Below are 18,819 nucleotides of genomic sequence, written 5' to 3'. Positions count from 1 at the left end.
GGTGTGAAACCTGAGAGACGATAACTCTCAGGTTTATGTTGTTTAATGATTAATAAGCCAAATAACTTTAGTTTGGGTGTATTGCTCAAAAGCTTCTAAGCCATTGTCTTTTCCACCAAAACCTGATTGACGGAAACCACCAAATGGCGTCGTGATATTACCTTCGCTAAATCCGTTCACAGAAACTGTTCCCGCATTAATACGACGAGCAACATTCATGACACGGTGGATATTTTGGCTGTAAAACGAGGCAGCCAAGCCATAGTGGGTATCATTCGCTAAAGTTACCGCTTCATCATCTGTTTTAAATGAAGTGACAGCTAAAATGGGACCAAAAACTTCATGTCGAAATAGAGACATTTCTGGCGTAACAGCATCAAAGATAGTGGGTTCGATATACCATCCTGAGCCAAGGTCACTGCGTATTTTTCCTCCTACAACCAGTTTTCCGCCCTCTTTAATTGTGGAATCCAAGAACGATTTCACTTTTTCAAAATGAGCCTGTTCAATCATCGGGCCGATAGACACCGCAGCATCCATCGGATTACCGACTTGCCATGAAGCAACCGCCTTAGTCAGTTTTTCTAACAACGGTTTCTTAATATTTTCATGAACAATTAAGCGAGAGCCGCAACTACAGTTTTCGCTCATGTTCCAGAACGCTGCTGCCATAATATGAGGAATGGCCGCGTCAATATCTGCATCCTCAAAAACTACTTGAGGGCTTTTTCCACCACATTCCAAAACAATCTCTTTCAAATTACTTTCAGCAGAATATTTCAGAAATAGGCGTCCAACCTCGGTTGAACCCGTAAATGACACCATGTCTACGTCAGGATGACGACCAAGGGCTTCTCCCACTTTTTCCCCTAATCCACAAACCAAGCTAAGCGCCCCTTTGGGAATTCCTGCTTCATATGCCAACTCAACCAAGCGGTAAGCACTCAATGACGTTAATTCAGCAGGTTTAACAATGACCGAGTTACCCACCGCTAATGCAGGTGCCACTTTCCATGCAAACATTTGGGCAGGAAAATTCCATGGTAATACTGCGCCCACAACGCCAATCGGCTCATGGACAATCAATCCCATTTCTTGGTTACCTGTTGGGGCGATTTTACCGAACAGTTTGTCGATGGCTTCCGCATACCAATAAAAGGTTTCTATCGTGGCGGGTAAATCGGTATTGAGGCATTCTGTGATCGGTTTTCCTGCATCAACACAATCTAGCGCAGCCAACTCTTCACTATGTTTTTCAATTAACTGTGCCCAACGTAACATGACTTGCTTGCGTTCTTGGGGAGATAACCCACTCCAGCTTCCCTCTTGAAAGGTTGAGCGAGCCACATTGACAGCTGCATGCACATCTTGAGCACTACCATCTGCAATGTAGCCAATCAAACTATTATCAATCGGCGTATAATTCTTTAGTTTTGCAGTGTGATTTTGGTAACCTGCGATTAAGTTTCCTGCCCACAATTGGCTCTGTTTGGCACGTTCAAATATTTGTTCTTTAGTGATTAGCATGGGAAATTCCTCTTCTATGGCTTAATCAGCGCAAGAAACTCATCACGCTCTTGCTGGCTGATATTTGACAGTGGAAGACGAACCGGTCCCACTTTGAAGGTTCCTTTTAGGCAACCTGCTTTTGCTTTTTGGTTGTAGTTTCCTGACTCCATTGAGTAAATTGCCGGATAAATTTCTTGCATAATTTGTTTAGCTTTTGCCCAATCACCTTTTTGAGAAGCATTGAAGATAGCGACTTGCTCCGCAGGAAAGACGTTCCCAGCGCCAGCGATCCAACTTTTGGAACCCCAGAAGAAGAAATCCACTGGTTGATCATCACAACCACAAATCACCTCAAAGTTTTTAAATGGCATTTGCAGTAGATGCAGCGCTCGGCTAAAACTACCGCTACTCTCTTTAATGGCCACAATATTGTCGATTTCTGCCAGTTTTATTACGGTGTCAATTTCAATTTCGATACCTATGCGCGCAGGGAAGTTATACATAATGATGGGCAAAGAGGTTGATTTAGCGACTTTTTCATAGTGCGCATAAACCCCTTGTTGGTCAGGTAAGCTGTATGGAGGTGGGGATAACATCAATCCTTCATAGCCCAGCTCTTTCGCCTGAGCTGCACGTTTGATTGCTCCGTCGGTAGACAGGTCGTTGATCCCTGCAATGAGTGTTACACGCCCTTTGGCAATCTTACTTACCGTGGTTAACACAGTTTTACGCTCATCTTCATTCAGTGCGTAATATTCTCCCGTTGTGCCACACACCACTAATCCGGTCACACCACTGTCAATGAGCTTTTCGGTCAGTTCAGCTAACGCAGTCATATTTAATGATAAATCATCATGAAATGGGGTAACTAACGGAACGAGGATGCCATGAAAATTCATTGTAATTCTCCTAAAATTAAAGAAAGCGCTTAATCGAAAAAGGTGAGCAATCGATCGGGGTCGGTTGCCCATGGATCATGTTATTAACGATGTCTGCGGTGATCGCCGCGTGTGTGAGTCCTAAATGTTGATGCCCAAAAGCAAACACATAAGGACCCTTTTGGTCGATGACGGGTAAAGAATCAGAAATTGTAGGGCGAAAGCCCATCCACTCACTATTATGCTGGCTATCTAAAGACCGCTTCAGCATCGGGTTAGCAAGAGGTAAAAAATGTTGTGCTCGTTGCATATTTGGAGGACGCTTAAGCCCTGCATATTCAACTGTTCCTGCAAGACGTAATCCCCCATTCATTGGGGTCATAATAAACCGACGATCCATGCTTGAAACTGGAACAGATAAGCGCCCTTTTTCTTTCGGGAGCATTAAGTGATAACCGCGTTCAGTCTCCAATGGCACATTGATGCGGCTGACCATTTTCACTAAAGATTTTGAGAATGCTCCGCCTGCAATCACCACTTTATCTGCAACGAATATTCCTTGTGAGGTAGTGACATACGCTTGGCTTGCTGATGAGGAATTAATCGCAGTAACTTCACACTCCGTTAATACTTTACCGCCGAGCTGAACAAATGCTCGCTCTAAGCGTTGATGAAATTCAGCTAACTCAACAACATGTCCGGTATTGGGATAAAACAACCCTCCAAGTTGGTTTTCTGCCAGTTCTGGCTCTCGGGATAATAATTGAGATTGGTCAAGTAGCTGGTTTTTCACGCCAAGGCGGTTTAGGTAATCACCATGCTGACGCAATTTTTCTAACGTTTTCGGTTTCTCTGCCACCAGCAAAGAGCCTTGAATCTTGATTAAATCCTGCAATTGCCACTGTTGGGAAAATTCTTGCCATGCCCCTAAAGATGCACCATTTAGCATGCTGAGTGCGCGATGAATATGCATAAACGGCTTATGCCGCATGTTCCCCAATAATTTCAGTAGCCATGGTGTTAATGGCAATATGTAGCGCCAATCAATGCGTAATGCGCCTAAAGGGTCAAGTAACATGCTGGGGATTGATTTTAAAACTGAAGGGTCTGCCACAGGAAAAACCTGTTCCGTCGCAATATGCCCCGCATTACCAAATGAAGCTCCCGAGCCAATTTGGTTTTTATCAAGCAATAAAACGTCCGTGCCACGCTGTTGTATAGATAACGCGATGGTTAATCCAACAATGCCACCACCAACGACAATCACTGAATATTGGTTATTCATGTGCTCACCTCACTTCACTGTGATCCCAAAACGGAAAGGATCGTTATCGTCGATAAGTAAGGTATTTTCACCGCTGATATACGCGTTGCCTCGGATAGTCGGAATGATGCCATTAGCATCTGCGACTTGGTAACTGGCTTGGAATTGGCTACCAATCACACTTGCTTGATGCCAGATTTTGCCTTCTGCTAATTTATTGTCAGCCGCCAGACACGCCAGTTTTGCACTGGTTCCCGTTCCACAAGGGGAGCGGTCGTAAGCCCCACCAGGGCATAAGACAAAACTTTGGCTATCCGCATCGTCACACTGGCCAAATAGCTCAATATGGTCAATTTCCTGATTTTCTTTACCAAAAATAGCTTGGTCAATAAGGGCTTGTTTGATTTTCAAACAGATCTCAGTCAACGCCTTGGCATTGCCATAATTAATAGCTAGCGGTGATTTTTCGACTAAGAAAAACCAGTTACCTCCCCAAGCAATATCTCCCGTCACTGTGCCCACATCAGGAACGTTAACTTGTACTGATTTTCGGTAGCGGTAAGAATAAACGTTCTGAATACTCACGCTGCCATCTTCATGTAACTTCGCGGTCACATCACCAACGGGAGTTTCAATTAGATGCTCTCCGTAGCTAATGCGTCCCATGTGGTATAAAGAGGCAACTAAGCCAATCGTTCCATGACCACACATTCCCAAATAACCTTCGTTATTGAAAAAAATAACGCCTGCCGCCGCTTTAGGATTCACCGGTTGACAGAGCAATGCGCCCACTAAAATATCGTTTCCTCTCGGTTCCAAAATGGTCGTGCAGCGCCATTGATCATACTTTGAGCGCAATACTTCAAGGCGTGAAGCCATGTCGGTATTCCCTAAATCTGGAAAACCAGCGGTCACTAAACGCGTGGGTTCACCCGCGGTATGAGAGTCTATTACATCGATTTTTTTATATTTACTCTGCATGGCGTCATCCTTATTAATATTATTTGTTAATAGAATGCTTGATTAATGTAAACAACTCTTGATATCTTTCGAATCAACCCATGCGTATTTCTGCACAATTTAAAAATATTTAAGATAACTATTAAAATTAGTTGAATGCACTGGAGCGCAACATGATTGATTTAAATAAACTGTTGTCGATTAGTCAGGAAAACATGCTTTTCCCTGTAGATAATATTAACAACTTGTTAAATTATCTTGGATTGGTTATGCCTTTAATTAATACGCTTCCAAATGTGACGTTCTTTGTTAAAGACCGAAACGCAAAATATCTTCTCGCCAATGAAAATTTGGCAAAACGTTGCAAGATAGCCACGGTAAATGGGGTCATTGGAAAAAGTGCAGAAGATATCTTCCATACCGATTTAGGACAGAGTTATAGTTCTCAAGACTATTTGGTCATGCAAAAAAAAATCAGTGTCATTAATAAATTAGAATTACATCTATATAAGGCTGGATTGCTAGGTTGGTGTCTGACCACTAAAGTACCTATCTTTAATACTCATAACCAAGTGATCGGCGTGGCTGGAATTTCGGTTGATTTGCAAGATGAAAAATCCGTTAGCCCAAAATTAAATAGCCAATTAAGTCGCGTTGAGCACTATATTAGTCAACATTTTGACACGGCTATAAAAATAACAACTCTGGCAGAGATTGCGGGACTTTCTTTATCACAATTAAATCGTCAATTTAAAACAGTATTTCATATTACACCTCAGCAATATATTCAGAAAAAGCGTCTCGAACATGCCATCGAATTATTAGAAGAGGATTATTCCATTACGGATATTTCTATCAAATGTGCTTATGCAGATCACAGTGCGTTCTGCCGTAAATTTAAAGAATTGACCACGATGACCCCGAGCCAATTTAAACGAATGCGCTCAAATATAGATAAAAAAACGACCGAAATATTTGATACTGTCGATTGTATTTAAAGCCAAAAAACACTTTTCATTCTAAGCCACGAAAAGTGTTTCTTAGTTCTTATCGATACGTTATTTTCATTGATACGAACTTTTAGTCGCCCCATCGCTCTAATAATCATTCTATTTCCTAAGTTGCTCAATATGATCATTGAGTAACTTAGGACAGGTCTTATTGTGGCAATATCACAATCGCGTATTGATATAGCATTAAACTGCACACTAATTGCAGTACATTTAAGGATGAGTTAATGACCATTTATGATCTGAAGCCGAAATTTCAGGATCTGCTGCGCCCGATAGTTCGTAAGCTGTTTGATGCCGGAATCACTGCAAACCAAGTCACGTTAGCCGCATTAGGGCTCTCCATCATTGTGGGTGGGCTATTAACCCTCTTCCCTAATCCCTATCTGTTTATTTTATTACCGTTTGTGTTGTTTATTCGCATGGCGCTTAATGCCATTGATGGGATGCTTGCTCGTGAACACAATCAAAAAAGCCATCTCGGCGCGATGCTCAACGAACTTGGGGATGTTATCTCGGATGTCGCACTGTATTTACCCTTTGTGCTGATTTTCCCTCACGCATTCTGGTGGATTTTACTGATCCTCTTTTTATCTGTCCTGACCGAGTTTATTGGTGTTATTGCACAAGCTATCGGCGCTTCTCGCCGCTACGATGGCCCTATCGGTAAAAGTGACCGCGCTTTCATATTTGGTGCACTCGGATTATTTGTTGCGATTTTCCCTCAGTTAATGGCTGCTAATTGGGTAAATTATCTTTTTGCCGCTATTTCCCTCTTGTTGCTATATACCTGTTATAACCGTATTCGCCGTGCGCTTGCTGAGCTCAGCCCTGCATTGAAAAATAATTAAGGAACAATGATGAACGCTCAAACAGATTATTTGACACAACGTCCCGTCGTCGAATCGCAATTTACCACCAGTGACCATACTCCTCTGTTTTACCGTTACTGGCCTACAGAGCACACCACAGATAAAGCTGTGATCTTATTTCACCGTGGTCACGAACATTCAGGGCGAGTAGCACATTTAGTGGATGAGTTAAATCTTCCTGATTTTGCTATGTTTGCATGGGATGCCAGAGGTCATGGGCGAAATGAAGGGGCTCGAGGTTATAGTCCGTCGATAGGCACATCAGTTCGTGATGTCGATGAATTTGTTCGTTATGTTTCCGATCAATATCACATCCCACTCGAAAATATTATTGTGATCGGACAAAGTGTAGGGGCGGTTTTAGTTTCTACTTGGGTTCATGATTACGCGCCTAAAATTCGCGGCATGGTACTTGCTTCTCCGGCTTTTAAAGTGAAATTGTATGTCCCATTTGCCCGCACTGGTCTGGGATTAATGCAAAAAATTCGCGGGCTGTTTTATGTCAACTCCTATGTAAAAGCCAAATTTTTGACTCACGATGAAAAGCGCATCGCCTCTTTCGATAATGACCCGCTAATCACGCGTCCAATTGCCGTTAATATCTTGCTTGAATTGTATACTACAGCGGAACGCGTGGTTGCTGATGCCGCTGCGATTACAGTCCCGACCCAGCTATTTATTTCAGGTAGTGACCATGTGGTGCATCACAAACCACAGCACCAATTCTATGAGCGGTTGAATACTCCTATTAAAGAAAAGCATATTTTACCGGGCTTTTATCACGATACTTTAGGGGAAAAAGATCGCCATATCCCCATTGAAAAAATTCACCAATTTATTGAAAAATTATTCGAGTTACCGCTCTACCAGCACGATTATCAATTTGAAGATACTTGGAGTACCAGTGCAGATGTTTTCCGGACACTCAATACACCGCTACCTGAATATTGCCCAAAAAATATCGTCTATAAAATTATGAGTAAATCAATGAGTACCCTTGGTAAAGCATCTGAAGGGGTACGAATTGGCTATGATAAAGGCTTCGATTCTGGCTCAACTCTCGATTATGTTTATCGCAATCAAGCTCAAGGTACCGGGCTATTTGGGCGAATTATTGATCGTCAATATCTCAATAGTATTGGCTGGCAAGGTATCCGCCAGCGCAAAGTGAATATTGAGAATATTATTCGCCAAGCTATCCGTGATTTGACGAATGATGGCAAACCCGTAAGGATCATGGACATTGCCGCAGGGCAAGGTCGCTATGTATTTGATGCTATCAATGACTATGGCAAAGTAGACTCTGTTCTATTACGCGACTATAGCCCTGTCAACGTGGAACAAGGTCGTTTGCATATCAAAGAACGTTACCTAGAAAATAAAATACGCTTTGAAGAAGGTAATGCTTTTGATGCTGATGATTTAGCTGCTGTTTCCCCTGCGCCAACATTAGGTATTGTCAGTGGGCTGTATGAACTGTTTCCAAGTAACGAGCTGATTCGCGCATCGTTAAACGGCCTATCTCGTGCAATTCCATCCGGTGGATTACTAATTTATACCTGCCAGCCATGGCACCCTCAAGTCGAGATGATCGCTCGTGTATTACCAAGCCATCAAGGTGGACAAGCTTGGGTAATGCGTTGTCGTAGCCAAGGTGAAATGGATGCCTTAGTTGAAGAAGCTGGATTCGAAAAGCTTAACCAATCTATCGATAACTGGGGTATTTTTAGTGTTTCTATAGCTAGACGGCGCTAATCTATTTTTATTAATTAACTAGCAGGTTATGGGAATAACAGCCAATAACCTGCGGTTTTTATTATCCCCATAGTCGATAATGCCATAACAATATTCCAAGGAAATAATCAAGATTATGACCGCCGTCCCCTCAAATATCGCCACGACTTCACGACGCCAAATCTGGATTTATGGACTGCTATGGCTAGTATTTTTAGCCCCTTTTTTCTTTTTAACTTACGGGCAAGTTAATCACTACACAGCGACGTTACCAAACGTCCCCTCCTATGTTTTTAGCTGGGAGCAGCATATTCCCTTTATACCTTGGACGATCATCCCCTATTGGAGCATCGACCTATTCTATGGCATTTCTCTATTTATCTGTGTCACCCGCCAAGAACAGTGTATTCATGGACTACGGTTAGTTATGGCATCAGTCATTGCCTGTGTCGGTTTTTTACTGTTCCCATTAAAATTTAGCTTTCCTCGACCAGATACACACGGTGCATTTGGCTGGATGTTCGACAGTTTAGAATTATTCGATTTACCCTATAACCAAGCGCCGTCTCTACATATTATTTTGCTGTGGTTATTGTGGCTACGTTTTCGTGCTCATACCCCAAACCAATGGCGCTGGCTTTTAAATACTTGGTCTATCTTGATTTTAATCTCAGTGCTAACTACGTGGCAGCATCACTTTATTGATGTCATCACTGGGTTTGCTGCTGGTGTGATGATCAGCTACCTGCTGCCAATCAATACCCGTTGGCAATGGCATTACACCGGAAGTCCTCGTAGCCTGAAAATTGCCAAAAACTATGGGTTAGGCGCTCTATTCTGTTTCGTGATTTCATTCTCTGTTCAGGGTTTCGCTTGGTGGCTATTGTGGCCAGCGGTCGCGTTAACCTTCGTGACTTTGGGTTACTTAGGTGCTGGCGCTTCTGTTTTCCAAAAAACACCATCAGGTCATGTATCTCTTTCTGCTGCATGGGTATTACTACCTTACCGGCTGATTGCTTGGGGAACCTATCATTACTATGCCAAGCATTGTCGACAACCCAGTACCATAAATGAGAAAGTCGTTCTGGGAGGACGCCCGCTGTATCCTTTGCAAACTCAAGCAGTTCTCGATATGACTTGCGAGTGGCCTCGCAACGTTCACAGTCAAGGGCAAGAATATGCTAGCCAGCCACAGATTGATTTGTTACCTCTAAGCCCCGAGGATATTGACCGCGCTGTACACACTATGGATAGGTTGGCACAACATGGAGCAGTTTATGTGCACTGTAAACTCGGCTACTCTCGTAGTGCGACGGTGGTTGTGGCATGGCTAGTTCATCAAAAAATGGCAAAGACCCTTAATGAGGCAATTAGGCAAGTGGAGCAAGCAAGACCGCAGGTTATTTTAAATTGTGCGACAATTGAGCAGTTAAATAACTGGTACCAGCAATTTCATATTCAAAGAGAACAATAAGGAGCCATTTAATGGATAAAAATCGCGGTGAAGTGATTATTATTTTTACAGAAAGTTGGCGCTATCTAGTTATTGGCAGCTTACTGGCACTAATTGGACAATTTAGTTTATTTTTTGGCTTTAATGCCCAACGCTGGAGTTTATTTATTGGTACTGGGCTATTTACCATTAGTCAGTATTATATTTATCGTTTATGGCTTGATAACCATTTTTTTAAGCTTATTTATCGACAAGGTAATACAGATGCCTTTGACGATGCTTCTAAGGTTCTTTTTCCTAAAAAATCAACCCATAAAAGCATGGATGAACGCTGGATTGGCACTAGAAATTTATTTAATCGAGCCTGTTATTTAGTATTAACACTTTGGATCTGGTTGTTATTATCTATCGTTTTTAGTTAGTCTTATGATGATATTTAATCAGCCAGTAAACTCATTATTAATTATATATTATTATGTTTAACGTGATGTTTAAAATAGAAAGTTGACCGTTAATGATTTTTTAAAATACATTTAATCAAATTAACCGTATAAAATAACGCCTTTTTACTTTTCCAACTGAAAACGTTATGATAATTGTGCTTTCATTGATAAATAACACATTTTTTTATTACGGTAGGCGTATCCTCATAGCCTCTATTTCGTTTATTTTTCACCCTGTTATTCTGGTAGGGTTTTAATGAGTACAAAACATATTAATAAATTGCGCCCTTTTAGCGCACTAATCGATTCCTGTTGGAAAGAAAAATACACATTTGCTCGCTTTATGAAGGATTTAATCGCGGGCATCACCGTAGGTATTATTGCTATACCATTAGCTATGGCACTGGCTATTGCTAGTGGTGTTCCACCTCAGTATGGCCTTTATACCGCAGCGATTGCGGGCATTGTCATTGCTATCTCCGGAGGCTCTCGTTATAGCGTTTCCGGTCCTACCGCTGCCTTTGTGGTGATCCTCTATCCCGTTTCACAACAGTTCGGCTTAAGTGGTTTATTAGTGGCAACCTTGATGTCAGGGATCATCCTACTTGCCATGGGATTTGCCCGCTTCGGAAAGTTCATTGAATATATTCCAGTTTCGGTCACTCTCGGTTTTACCTCGGGAATTGCAATTACTATTGCAACGATGCAGATCAAGGATTTCTTTGGGCTACAAATGCTCCATGTTCCTGAAAATTATGTTGATAAAGTGGTTGCTCTCGCAAATGCATTTCCTACGTTGAAATACAGCGATACCATTATTGGTTCAGCCACCTTATTAGTGTTGATTTTTTGGCCCAAATTAAAAGTACGTCTCCCAGGACATCTACCCGCTATCATTGTGGGAACTTTAATCATGTGGGTCTTTACCCTATTTGATATCCATGTTGAAACAATTGGCTCTAAATTTAGCTATTTGTTGCCAGATGGAACTGAAGGCAGCGGTATTCCACCTATCCTCCCACAATTCGTTTTACCTTGGGAACTACCGGGAAGTGCGCCAATCAGTTGGGCAATGATCACAGCATTAATGCCAGCCGCACTGTCTATGGCCGTACTCGGTGCGATCGAGTCTCTACTGTGTGCCGTCGTTCTCGATAATATGACGGGTAAGAAGCATCACTCAAACAGCGAGTTAATTGGACAAGGTTTAGGAAATATTGCAGCACCATTTTTTGGCGGCATTACGGCAACAGCGGCTATCGCTCGCTCTGCAGCCAACGTACGTGCAGGTGCAACCTCACCAATATCAGCCATCGTTCACTCCGTTCTAGTGCTGTTAACGCTGCTTATTCTAGCGCCATTGCTCTCTTATTTACCTCTTGCCGCAATGTCTTCCTTACTGTTGATTGTGGCTTGGAACATGAGTGCAGCCGGAAAAGTATTTAGTTTGATCCGCAGAGCACCTAAAGATGACATTATTGTCTTGCTGTTATGTATGTCATTAACGGTTCTTTTCGATATGGTCATCGCGATTACTGTCGGTATTGTAATTGCATCATTACTGTTTATGCGTCGTATTGCTAACATGACGCGAGTGACACAGCTCTCTGAAACCAAGGAAGATAAAAGTCTGTTGGTCGTACGTGTGAATGGCCCCCTATTCTTTGCAGCTGCCGAGCGTATTTTTGATGAGCTACGCGTTAAGAGCCACGGCTATGACATTATCATTATGCAGTGGGATGCGGTGCCCGTATTCGATGCGGGGGGATTAGATGCATTCCAGAAATTTATCGATGCCGTACGCAAAGACACACATATTATCGTCTGTGACATTCCATTCCAGCCATTGAAAACCTTAGCTAGGGCCAATGTCACTCCAATCGAAGGAGTACTTAGTTTCCAAAACTCACTGAAAAGTGCTCTGGAAGAAGTGCAACAAATCGAAGACGCTAAAAGAGTCGCTCATCAATAACAAAAATGCCGCCACTGTTTACCAATGGCGGCACTCTTTAAATGATTATTCAGACAAAAAATTAATAACAGTACATCTCGTTGCCTTCTTTTTTACCCAACTCACAAGCCATAGCACGGAGTTTTGTCGCTTTTTGCTCATCATCTCTTACAGTGCCATTGTTTCCGTCATTGAACTGAAATGACGCTTGTCCTTCAGCAAAGCCGGCAAACGTCAGCGCATCCGCTTTAGCGAACCACTCTAACGCTTTTTTTTCATTCATTGGTACGCCATTTCCATCATAATAAATAATTCCTAACCATAATGGCGCCATAAACTGATCTTGACTATTTAAAGCACTCACTTCCTCAAGCAAAGCAATCGCTTTAGGGTAATCCACTGAACCCGACTCTGGCGTAATTAAGGCTTCAGCCAAGCTCACTTTTCCTCTAATACTTCCACCTTCAACTGCTTTAGTTGCATACTCACGTGCTTTCACAAACTCTTCGGTAAACGCTCTATCACCACCAATAAAAATAATATCAGCGAGTAGCGAATATGCATCCGCATTGCCTGCTTTCGCTGACTTCTCTGCCCATAATTGCGCATTTTTTTGGTTCTGTAAGACCCCAATTCCCGATAAATACATTCCTGCTAGCTCATACTGAGCTTTAGTATCGTTATTTTGAGCTGCGACTTTGGTTTGTTCGAATAATTTTTTATCTTCAGGAGTAATATCATATTGCGCGACGGCCTGTAGAGAAAAAATTAACCCTACCGCCCCTAAACAGAATTGGCGGCTAGCTTGCTTGATGAAAGATAAAGTTGGGTACATAAAGTGCCTTATTATTATTTATGAAATAACTTATTTTTGTTAAAAAATTAAAGTGCAGAGCCTTGCTTACCATGGTTCAGTAGATATTGATATAAACTGTTCATTCCTACCCAACGATTTTCACACCATTCTGGTGCCAATAATGTTGGTTTTCTTGCACTAGCGCTGATCCGGTGATAGACAATATCATCGGGAGTATGACGGATCATCTCCCCTGCGATGTGGGTATATTCATCCAAAGAGATTGTTTGTAATCGCCCCGCTCGCCAACTTTTTGCCATGACACTCCCCTCTACAATATGCAGAGGGTGGAGTTTGATACCATCTGTACCACATTCTAAAACCCGTTCCAAAGTCTGCATATTCATTGCCGCATCTTCCCCGGGGAGTCCACAAATTAAATGCGTACACACTTTCAGCCCCAAGGCTCGTGCTTTTTGTGTTGTTTGCTGGTACGCCTCAAAACCATGTCCGCGATTAATGCGATGCAGCGTTTTATCATGCGCTGTTTGTAATCCCAGTTCCAACCAGATTTCATAGCCTTGTTGGCGATAATGAGATAGCAATGAAAGAACAGATTCAGGAACACAGTCAGGACGAGTACCGACACATAAGCCAATAATATCTGCCTGTTGGAGAGCTTCCTCATACAACTGTTTGAGCAGATGAACTTCGGCATAAGTACTGGTATAAGCTTGAAAGTAAGCGAGATAGCGTTTGGCTCGCGAGATCCGAGTTACTTGCTGTTGAATTTGTTGACTAATAGTTTGAGTAGCTTGATTTTCATCGCTAAAGGACGCCACATTGCAGAATGTACAGCCACCTCGCCCTAAGGTGCCATCGCGATTTGGGCAGCTAAAACCCCCATGCAGGGTCACTTTATGAATTTTTTCTCCATATCGGTGCTGAAGGTCAGCACCGAACATGGAAACAACTTCGTTTAGTTGCATCAGAAACCTGAATTAACAGCTAGTATCCAGCTCAGGGAAGCTTTTTACTAATTCATCAATCGCTTGAACTTGTTTCAAGAATGGCTCAAGTTTGTCCAATGGTAATGCTGAAGGGCCATCACAGCGCGCATTGTCAGGGTCTGGATGAGATTCTAAGAATAGGCCAGCTAAGCCAACTGCCATGCCCGCTCTTGCTAATTCAGCGACTTGGCCACGGCGACCGCCTGATGCTGCGCCAAATGGGTCGCGGCATTGCAGTGAATGGGTCACGTCAAAAATCACAGGGCAACCTTTCGACGCTTGCATCATCACATTAAAGCCCAACATATCGACGACTAAATTGTCGTAACCGAAGTTCGCTCCACGGTCACACAGGATAATTTGGTCGTTACCGCCTTCAATGAATTTCTCAACGATATTGCCAATTTGTCCTGGGCTGATGAATTGCGGTTTTTTGATGTTAATGACGGCATCTGTCTTTGCCATCGCTGCCACTAAGTCGGTTTGACGCGCTAAAAATGCAGGCAATTGAATCACATCGACAACTTCTGCAGCAGGTTGAGCTTGCTCAGGAGTGTGCACATCCGTAATAATTTTCACACCAAACGTCTGTTTGATTTCTTGGAAAATTTTCAGACCTTCTTCTAGGCCGGGTCCACGGTAAGAGTGAATCGATGATCGGTTAGCTTTATCAAAAGACGCTTTAAAGACATACGGGATGCCTAATTTTTGTGTCACAGTGACATAGTGTTCACACACTTTCATCGCCATGTCACGAGATTCGAGAACGTTCATGCCACCAAACAGAACAAATGGCAGATCGTTTGCGACCTTAATATCACCGATACTGACTACTTTCTGTTGCATACTCTTACCTTTAATCTAAAGACAGATTCACTGTCTATACGTTAATTAATGCAATACGACCGGAAAATTATCCAGCGAATAAATTTGGATTTTAATCATTTCAGACACAGGGTCTTCAGGGCAATGTTCAACAAAGTAGTTGAGATCGCTTAATGCGACATGATTACAATCAAGATGCGCTAAAATTAGCCCACGGTCACGAATTTCGTAAGGATCTTCTGGATCGAGGATCAATAAAGTCTCGCAAACTTTCAATGCGAGCTCCATTTTCTTTTCTTCCATCAATGCGGCTTTTAACGTGTCGAAAATTTTTCGAATAATGATGCTATGCTCAGCAACATCAAGGTCACTATCAGTAAATTCAGCTGATGGGTCAATCGTTCCTTTTAACCACATATTCAAAGTATGCTGGGATAAGGTTTCACCACTGATTGGGTTAATAAACCATGATGAGCCATCTGATTTATGAGTGACCAACAATAATTGTGTTGGAAAAATAGCCGCGTTAATTTCAATATCTAATTGCTCAGCAATAAATAGGAATATCGCACCTAAAGAAACGGGCGTTCCCTGCTTAGAGCTTAATACTTTATCTAACCACAACATATCGGATAAGGCATAAATGCCACTTGCGGGACTAAAGCCCCACTCTCCGTAAAACAATTTAATCAGCTGTTCGATTTTTAATTGATTATCTTCATTCAAATCAATTAAAGCTCTCGCTTTTTCAACATAGTTATCTAACTGCTCTTGCAGCTGCTTTAGCGGAAAATCACTACGGATGATTTGAGAAACCATCATAATGCCTTCGCTTAACGGTAACTGATTAAATTCAATATCTGCTATTGTTTTCATGACAATTCCACTGCAATCGCCCGCTTAACCATTCCATTGACCAAGAGAAACTCTATCTTTCCCACCATAATCAAGACAGGTCTCAATGTTGGTGTACCCATTCTCACTAAACAGCTCACGAACTGCTAGGCCTTGCTGCCAGCCATGTTCTAAAAGTAACCACCCTTGCTGTTTTAGATATCTTTTTGATTCAGCAATAATATGCGCTAAATCCGATAACCCATGCTCCTCCGCAATCAGCGCAGTTGCAGGCTCGAATCGCACATCACCTTGATTCAGATGAATATCACTCTCATCAATATAAGGCGGATTACTGACAATCATATCAAATAGTTCATTTGATAGTGAAGTAAACCAATCACTTTGTGAGAAGCGCACATTGAATATCGATAAACGTTGTTGATTTCGTTCAGCTAATACCACTGCTTCGGGATTAAAATCGACCCCAATAACCGTGCTATTAGGTCGTTCAGAAGCGAGTGCTAACGCAATCGCCCCCGTCCCAGTTCCCAAATCAAGGATACGGCAATCCGTAGATGGAAGACGTATTAATGCCTGTTCTACTAAACACTCAGTATCAGGACGTGGGATCAAGGTTGCAGGGGAAACATACAGCGGTAGCGACCAAAACTCACGTTCACCAACAATATAAGCAATTGGCTCGCCAAATTCTCTGCGTTGCAGTAATTCTTCTAATTGCTGAAGCTCATGAGCCGAAAGCTCAGTTTCATCGAAAGCAAGAATATAAGTACGGCTACGCCCTGTGGCATGCTGTAACAGAATTTGTGCATCCCGCTTAGCACTTTCGCTGGCAGACAGTCGTTTGACTGCCTGCTGTAGCCACTCGCTATAACGCATTAGTCCTGCTCAGAAAGTGCTGAAAGTTGGTCTGCTTGGTATTCGTTAATGATCGGCTGAATCAATGTATCTAATTTACCTTCCATTACTTCATCCAAACGGTATAACGTTAAGTTAATACGATGATCCGTTACACGACCTTGAGGGAAATTATAAGTACGAATACGGTCAGAACGGTCGCCTGAACCTAATAAATTTCGACGTTCCGACGCTTCAGCTTCATGGCGCTTAGCCATTTCAGCTTGACGAATACGCGCTCCTAATACGGACATCGCCTTCGCTTTGTTTTTATGCTGTGAACGTTCGTCTTGGCACTCAACCACGATCCCCGTAGGAAGGTGAGTAATACGAATTGCAGAATCTGTGGTGTTAACGTGCTGACCACCAGCTCCCGATGAACGGAAGGTATCAATACGCAAATCCGCAGGACTAATTTCCGGTAATTCAGCTTCAGGTAATTCAGGTAAAACGGCTATCGTACACGCAGATGTGTGAATACGACCTTGAGATTCCGTTTCTGGTACACGTTGAACACGATGACCACCAGATTCGAATTTCAAACGTCCATAGACACTGTCACCTGAAATTTTAGCGATAACTTCTTTATAGCCACCATGTTCACCATCACTGGTGCTCATTAATTCAACACGCCAACGGTTACTTTCCGCATAGCGGCTATACATACGGAATAAATCACCCGCAAAGATTGCCGCTTCGTCTCCACCCGCACCTGCGCGAATTTCCACAAAACAGTTATATTCATCATCAGGATCTTTAGGAAGTAACAGCAACTGTAATTGCTGTTCCAGCTCTTCATTGCGCTCTTTAGCATCTTTTAGCTCTTCTTGAGCCATTTCTTTCATTTCAGGATCGTCTAGCAGCATTTGAGCTGTTTCAATATCTTCCTGAACGGCTTGCCAAGCAGTAAAGCAGTTAGCAACATCTGTTAACTGAGCATATTCCTTTGATAAAGCACGAAAACGGTCTTGATCAGCAATCACACTTGCATCAGCAAGGTGCGCCTGAATTTCTTCGTAGCGTTCTTGTAATGCTTCTAGTTTTGCGACAATAGAAGGCTTCATTCGTTATATCAGACCTATGATTAAAAAGTGGTTATTGATGGTCCAGCCCTAAGCTGTCCCTAAGTAGATTTAATCGCTCAACATCACCATTACCCGCAGCTTGCTGCAAAGACTTGGTTGGAGCGTGGATCAGGCGGTTGGTTAACTGCTGTGATAGCTGCGTAATCACTTGCTCAGGATCTGCACCTTGGCTAATTGCTGCTAACGCTTTTTCGGTCATACTTGCCCGAATCGCTTCCGCCTGTTCTCTATATTCACGAATTGTAGAGACTGCGGCTTGTGAGCGCAACCAATCCATAAAATGCCGACTTTCTTGCTCAACAATAAATTCCGCTTCAACTGCGGCCGCTTTACGCTGTGCAAGGTTCTGGGCAATGATAGATTCAAGATCATCAACAGTATAGAGATAAACATCTCTGAGTTTTTCTACATCCTGCTCGATATCACGGGGAACTGCAATATCAATCAATAACATAGGTTTACTACGACGTGCTTTCATCGCACGCTCAACCATTCCCTTACCAATTATCGGTAACGGACTGGCTGTCGAGCTGATGACAATATCGGCTTCCGATAAACGGCTGTCAATATCGGCTAATGAGATAACTTGCGCATTGACTTCCTTGGCAAGTAGCTCAGCTCGCTCAATGGTACGGTTTGCAATCATCATTTTTTGCACGCCATGCTCACGCAAATGGCGCGCGACTAATTCAATAGTCTCTCCTGCACCAACCAATAAAATATTCAAATGATTGAGTGATTCAAAAATCTGTCTAGCAAGGGTACATGCTGCAAATGCCACGGAAACTGCATTTGCACCGATATCCGTTTCAGTTCGAACGCGCTTAGCCACTGAAAATGACTTTTGAAACAAGCGTTCTAATTCGCTAGATAAGGCATGGGTATCTTGTGAAAGTGCGAATGCCTTTTTCACTTGCCCTAAGATTTGCGGTTCACCAAGTACCAATGAATCCAGCCCGCTCGCGACTCGCATCAAATGGCTGACGGCGCTAGCGTCTTGATGCCAATACAAACTTGGCTGAAGGTCTTTGGCGGTGATCCCATGGAAATCACATAACCATTTGACTAATTGTTCTTGCGCCTTTTCTTGAGATTCAAGGCTCAAATACAATTCAGTTCGGTTACAGGTAGACAGCACAACGCCACCATTCACTTGAGGTTGTTTAAGAAGTTCCTCAAGTGCATGGTCTATTTTTTCAGGACCGAATGCGACCTGCTCACGCAAAGCCACCGGTGCTGTTTTATGGTTAATGCCTAAAGCTAATAAGGTCATTGTG

At 42.7% G+C, this 18,819-nt stretch carries 17 protein-coding genes; 6 read left to right on the top strand and 11 right to left on the bottom strand.

The annotated features are described in order from the left end of the window. Positions 1 to 42: 42 nt before the first annotated feature. From EL244_RS08240 to EL244_RS08225, 4 genes are read right to left on the bottom strand one after another with little or no spacing between them, the layout of a single operon-like run. Entirely contained in the window at positions 43 to 1,527 is a 1,485-nt protein-coding gene (locus EL244_RS08240) for an aldehyde dehydrogenase (protein WP_126460093.1), read from the bottom strand. A gap of 14 nt (positions 1,528 to 1,541) precedes the next feature. After that, positions 1,542 to 2,408 (bottom strand): 4-hydroxy-tetrahydrodipicolinate synthase, encoded by an 867-nt coding sequence (gene dapA / locus EL244_RS08235; RefSeq protein WP_006813166.1) that lies wholly within the window; start codon positions 2,406 to 2,408, stop codon positions 1,542 to 1,544. Positions 2,409 to 2,424: 16 nt separating this feature from the next. Further along, positions 2,425 to 3,672, bottom strand: a complete 1,248-nt coding sequence (locus EL244_RS08230) for an NAD(P)/FAD-dependent oxidoreductase (RefSeq protein ID WP_126460090.1) — start codon at positions 3,670 to 3,672, stop codon at positions 2,425 to 2,427. Between the two features lie 9 nt (positions 3,673 to 3,681). After that, positions 3,682 to 4,632 (bottom strand): 4-hydroxyproline epimerase, encoded by a 951-nt coding sequence (locus tag EL244_RS08225; RefSeq protein ID WP_126460087.1) that lies wholly within the window; start codon positions 4,630 to 4,632, stop codon positions 3,682 to 3,684. Between the two features lie 152 nt (positions 4,633 to 4,784). Between EL244_RS08225 and EL244_RS08220 the strand changes: the two genes are divergently transcribed. From EL244_RS08220 to dauA, 6 genes are all read left to right on the top strand, one after another. Continuing rightward, complete coding sequence (locus EL244_RS08220) at positions 4,785 to 5,609, top strand: helix-turn-helix domain-containing protein (RefSeq protein WP_006813169.1); 825 nt, start codon at positions 4,785 to 4,787, stop codon at positions 5,607 to 5,609. Positions 5,610 to 5,848: 239 nt separating this feature from the next. Beyond that, positions 5,849 to 6,472, top strand: a complete 624-nt coding sequence (locus EL244_RS08215) for a CDP-alcohol phosphatidyltransferase family protein (protein ID WP_126460084.1) — start codon at positions 5,849 to 5,851, stop codon at positions 6,470 to 6,472. Positions 6,473 to 6,481: 9 nt separating this feature from the next. Continuing rightward, positions 6,482 to 8,248, top strand: a complete 1,767-nt coding sequence (locus EL244_RS08210; RefSeq protein WP_039854112.1) for a bifunctional alpha/beta hydrolase/class I SAM-dependent methyltransferase — start codon at positions 6,482 to 6,484, stop codon at positions 8,246 to 8,248. A gap of 115 nt (positions 8,249 to 8,363) precedes the next feature. Continuing rightward, positions 8,364 to 9,701: a phosphatase PAP2/dual specificity phosphatase family protein gene (locus EL244_RS08205; RefSeq protein ID WP_126460081.1), complete on the top strand. Its 1,338-nt coding sequence runs from the start codon at positions 8,364 to 8,366 to the stop codon at positions 9,699 to 9,701. A gap of 11 nt (positions 9,702 to 9,712) precedes the next feature. Further along, positions 9,713 to 10,102 carry a hypothetical protein gene (locus EL244_RS08200; RefSeq protein WP_126460078.1) on the top strand — a complete coding sequence of 130 codons (390 nt, stop codon included), beginning with the start codon at positions 9,713 to 9,715 and terminating at the stop codon, positions 10,100 to 10,102. A gap of 277 nt (positions 10,103 to 10,379) precedes the next feature. Further along, positions 10,380 to 12,095, top strand: coding sequence for a C4-dicarboxylic acid transporter DauA (gene dauA / locus EL244_RS08195; protein WP_006813175.1), 1,716 nt, complete (start codon positions 10,380 to 10,382; stop codon positions 12,093 to 12,095). Positions 12,096 to 12,156: 61 nt separating this feature from the next. Here the strand turns inward: dauA and EL244_RS08190 are convergent, their stop codons facing one another. Genes EL244_RS08190 through hemA form a run of 7 tightly spaced genes read right to left on the bottom strand, consistent with a single transcriptional unit; the run spans position 12,157 to position 18,815 of the window. Continuing rightward, positions 12,157 to 12,909, bottom strand: coding sequence for a tetratricopeptide repeat protein (locus EL244_RS08190; protein ID WP_115164265.1), 753 nt, complete (start codon positions 12,907 to 12,909; stop codon positions 12,157 to 12,159). Positions 12,910 to 12,956: 47 nt separating this feature from the next. Next, positions 12,957 to 13,859 (bottom strand): tRNA modification radical SAM protein MnmL/YtqA, encoded by a 903-nt coding sequence (mnmL, locus tag EL244_RS08185; protein WP_006813177.1) that lies wholly within the window; start codon positions 13,857 to 13,859, stop codon positions 12,957 to 12,959. 12 nt (positions 13,860 to 13,871) lie between these two features. Next, positions 13,872 to 14,726, bottom strand: a complete 855-nt coding sequence (gene kdsA / locus EL244_RS08180; protein ID WP_006813178.1) for a 3-deoxy-8-phosphooctulonate synthase — start codon at positions 14,724 to 14,726, stop codon at positions 13,872 to 13,874. A gap of 45 nt (positions 14,727 to 14,771) precedes the next feature. Beyond that, positions 14,772 to 15,581, bottom strand: a complete 810-nt coding sequence (sirB1, locus tag EL244_RS08175; RefSeq protein ID WP_126460075.1) for an invasion regulator SirB1 — start codon at positions 15,579 to 15,581, stop codon at positions 14,772 to 14,774. Between the two features lie 24 nt (positions 15,582 to 15,605). Beyond that, positions 15,606 to 16,439: a peptide chain release factor N(5)-glutamine methyltransferase gene (prmC, locus tag EL244_RS08170; protein WP_126460072.1), complete on the bottom strand. Its 834-nt coding sequence runs from the start codon at positions 16,437 to 16,439 to the stop codon at positions 15,606 to 15,608. Beyond that, complete coding sequence (gene prfA / locus EL244_RS08165; protein WP_126460070.1) at positions 16,439 to 17,521, bottom strand: peptide chain release factor 1; 1,083 nt, start codon at positions 17,519 to 17,521, stop codon at positions 16,439 to 16,441. The genes prmC and prfA overlap by 1 nt, the downstream gene beginning before the upstream one ends. A 31-nt stretch (positions 17,522 to 17,552) precedes the next feature. After that, the gene (gene hemA, locus EL244_RS08160) at positions 17,553 to 18,815 is read right to left on the bottom strand and encodes a glutamyl-tRNA reductase (protein ID WP_126460067.1); all 1,263 of its coding nucleotides are present in this window, start codon (positions 18,813 to 18,815) and stop codon (positions 17,553 to 17,555) included. Positions 18,816 to 18,819: the final 4 nt, after the last annotated feature.

It is taken from the genome of Providencia rustigianii, assembly GCF_900637755.1.
GTDB classification, from domain to species: domain Bacteria; phylum Pseudomonadota; class Gammaproteobacteria; order Enterobacterales; family Enterobacteriaceae; genus Providencia; species Providencia rustigianii.
Note: the sequence above shows the minus strand (reverse complement) of the source record. Positions and strands in the feature narration are given on the sequence as shown.

Bases quoted from the DNA above. Each gene is read 5' to 3' on its own strand.
- EL244_RS08240 (WP_126460093.1), bottom strand. From the start codon at position 1,527: ATGCTAATCACTAAAGAACAAATATTTGAACGTGCCAAACAGAGCCAA.
- dapA (WP_006813166.1), bottom strand. From the start codon at position 2,408: ATGAATTTTCATGGCATCCTCGTTCCGTTAGTTACCCCATTTCATGAT.
- EL244_RS08230 (WP_126460090.1), bottom strand. From the start codon at position 3,672: ATGAATAACCAATATTCAGTGATTGTCGTTGGTGGTGGCATTGTTGGA.
- EL244_RS08225 (WP_126460087.1), bottom strand. From the start codon at position 4,632: ATGCAGAGTAAATATAAAAAAATCGATGTAATAGACTCTCATACCGCG.
- EL244_RS08220 (WP_006813169.1), top strand. From the start codon at position 4,785: ATGATTGATTTAAATAAACTGTTGTCGATTAGTCAGGAAAACATGCTT.
- EL244_RS08215 (WP_126460084.1), top strand. From the start codon at position 5,849: ATGACCATTTATGATCTGAAGCCGAAATTTCAGGATCTGCTGCGCCCG.
- EL244_RS08210 (WP_039854112.1), top strand. From the start codon at position 6,482: ATGAACGCTCAAACAGATTATTTGACACAACGTCCCGTCGTCGAATCG.
- EL244_RS08205 (WP_126460081.1), top strand. From the start codon at position 8,364: ATGACCGCCGTCCCCTCAAATATCGCCACGACTTCACGACGCCAAATC.
- EL244_RS08200 (WP_126460078.1), top strand. From the start codon at position 9,713: ATGGATAAAAATCGCGGTGAAGTGATTATTATTTTTACAGAAAGTTGG.
- dauA (WP_006813175.1), top strand. From the start codon at position 10,380: ATGAGTACAAAACATATTAATAAATTGCGCCCTTTTAGCGCACTAATC.
- EL244_RS08190 (WP_115164265.1), bottom strand. From the start codon at position 12,909: ATGTACCCAACTTTATCTTTCATCAAGCAAGCTAGCCGCCAATTCTGT.
- mnmL (WP_006813177.1), bottom strand. From the start codon at position 13,859: ATGCAACTAAACGAAGTTGTTTCCATGTTCGGTGCTGACCTTCAGCAC.
- kdsA (WP_006813178.1), bottom strand. From the start codon at position 14,726: ATGCAACAGAAAGTAGTCAGTATCGGTGATATTAAGGTCGCAAACGAT.
- sirB1 (WP_126460075.1), bottom strand. From the start codon at position 15,581: ATGAAAACAATAGCAGATATTGAATTTAATCAGTTACCGTTAAGCGAA.
- prmC (WP_126460072.1), bottom strand. From the start codon at position 16,439: ATGCGTTATAGCGAGTGGCTACAGCAGGCAGTCAAACGACTGTCTGCC.
- prfA (WP_126460070.1), bottom strand. From the start codon at position 17,521: ATGAAGCCTTCTATTGTCGCAAAACTAGAAGCATTACAAGAACGCTAC.
- hemA (WP_126460067.1), bottom strand. From the start codon at position 18,815: ATGACCTTATTAGCTTTAGGCATTAACCATAAAACAGCACCGGTGGCT.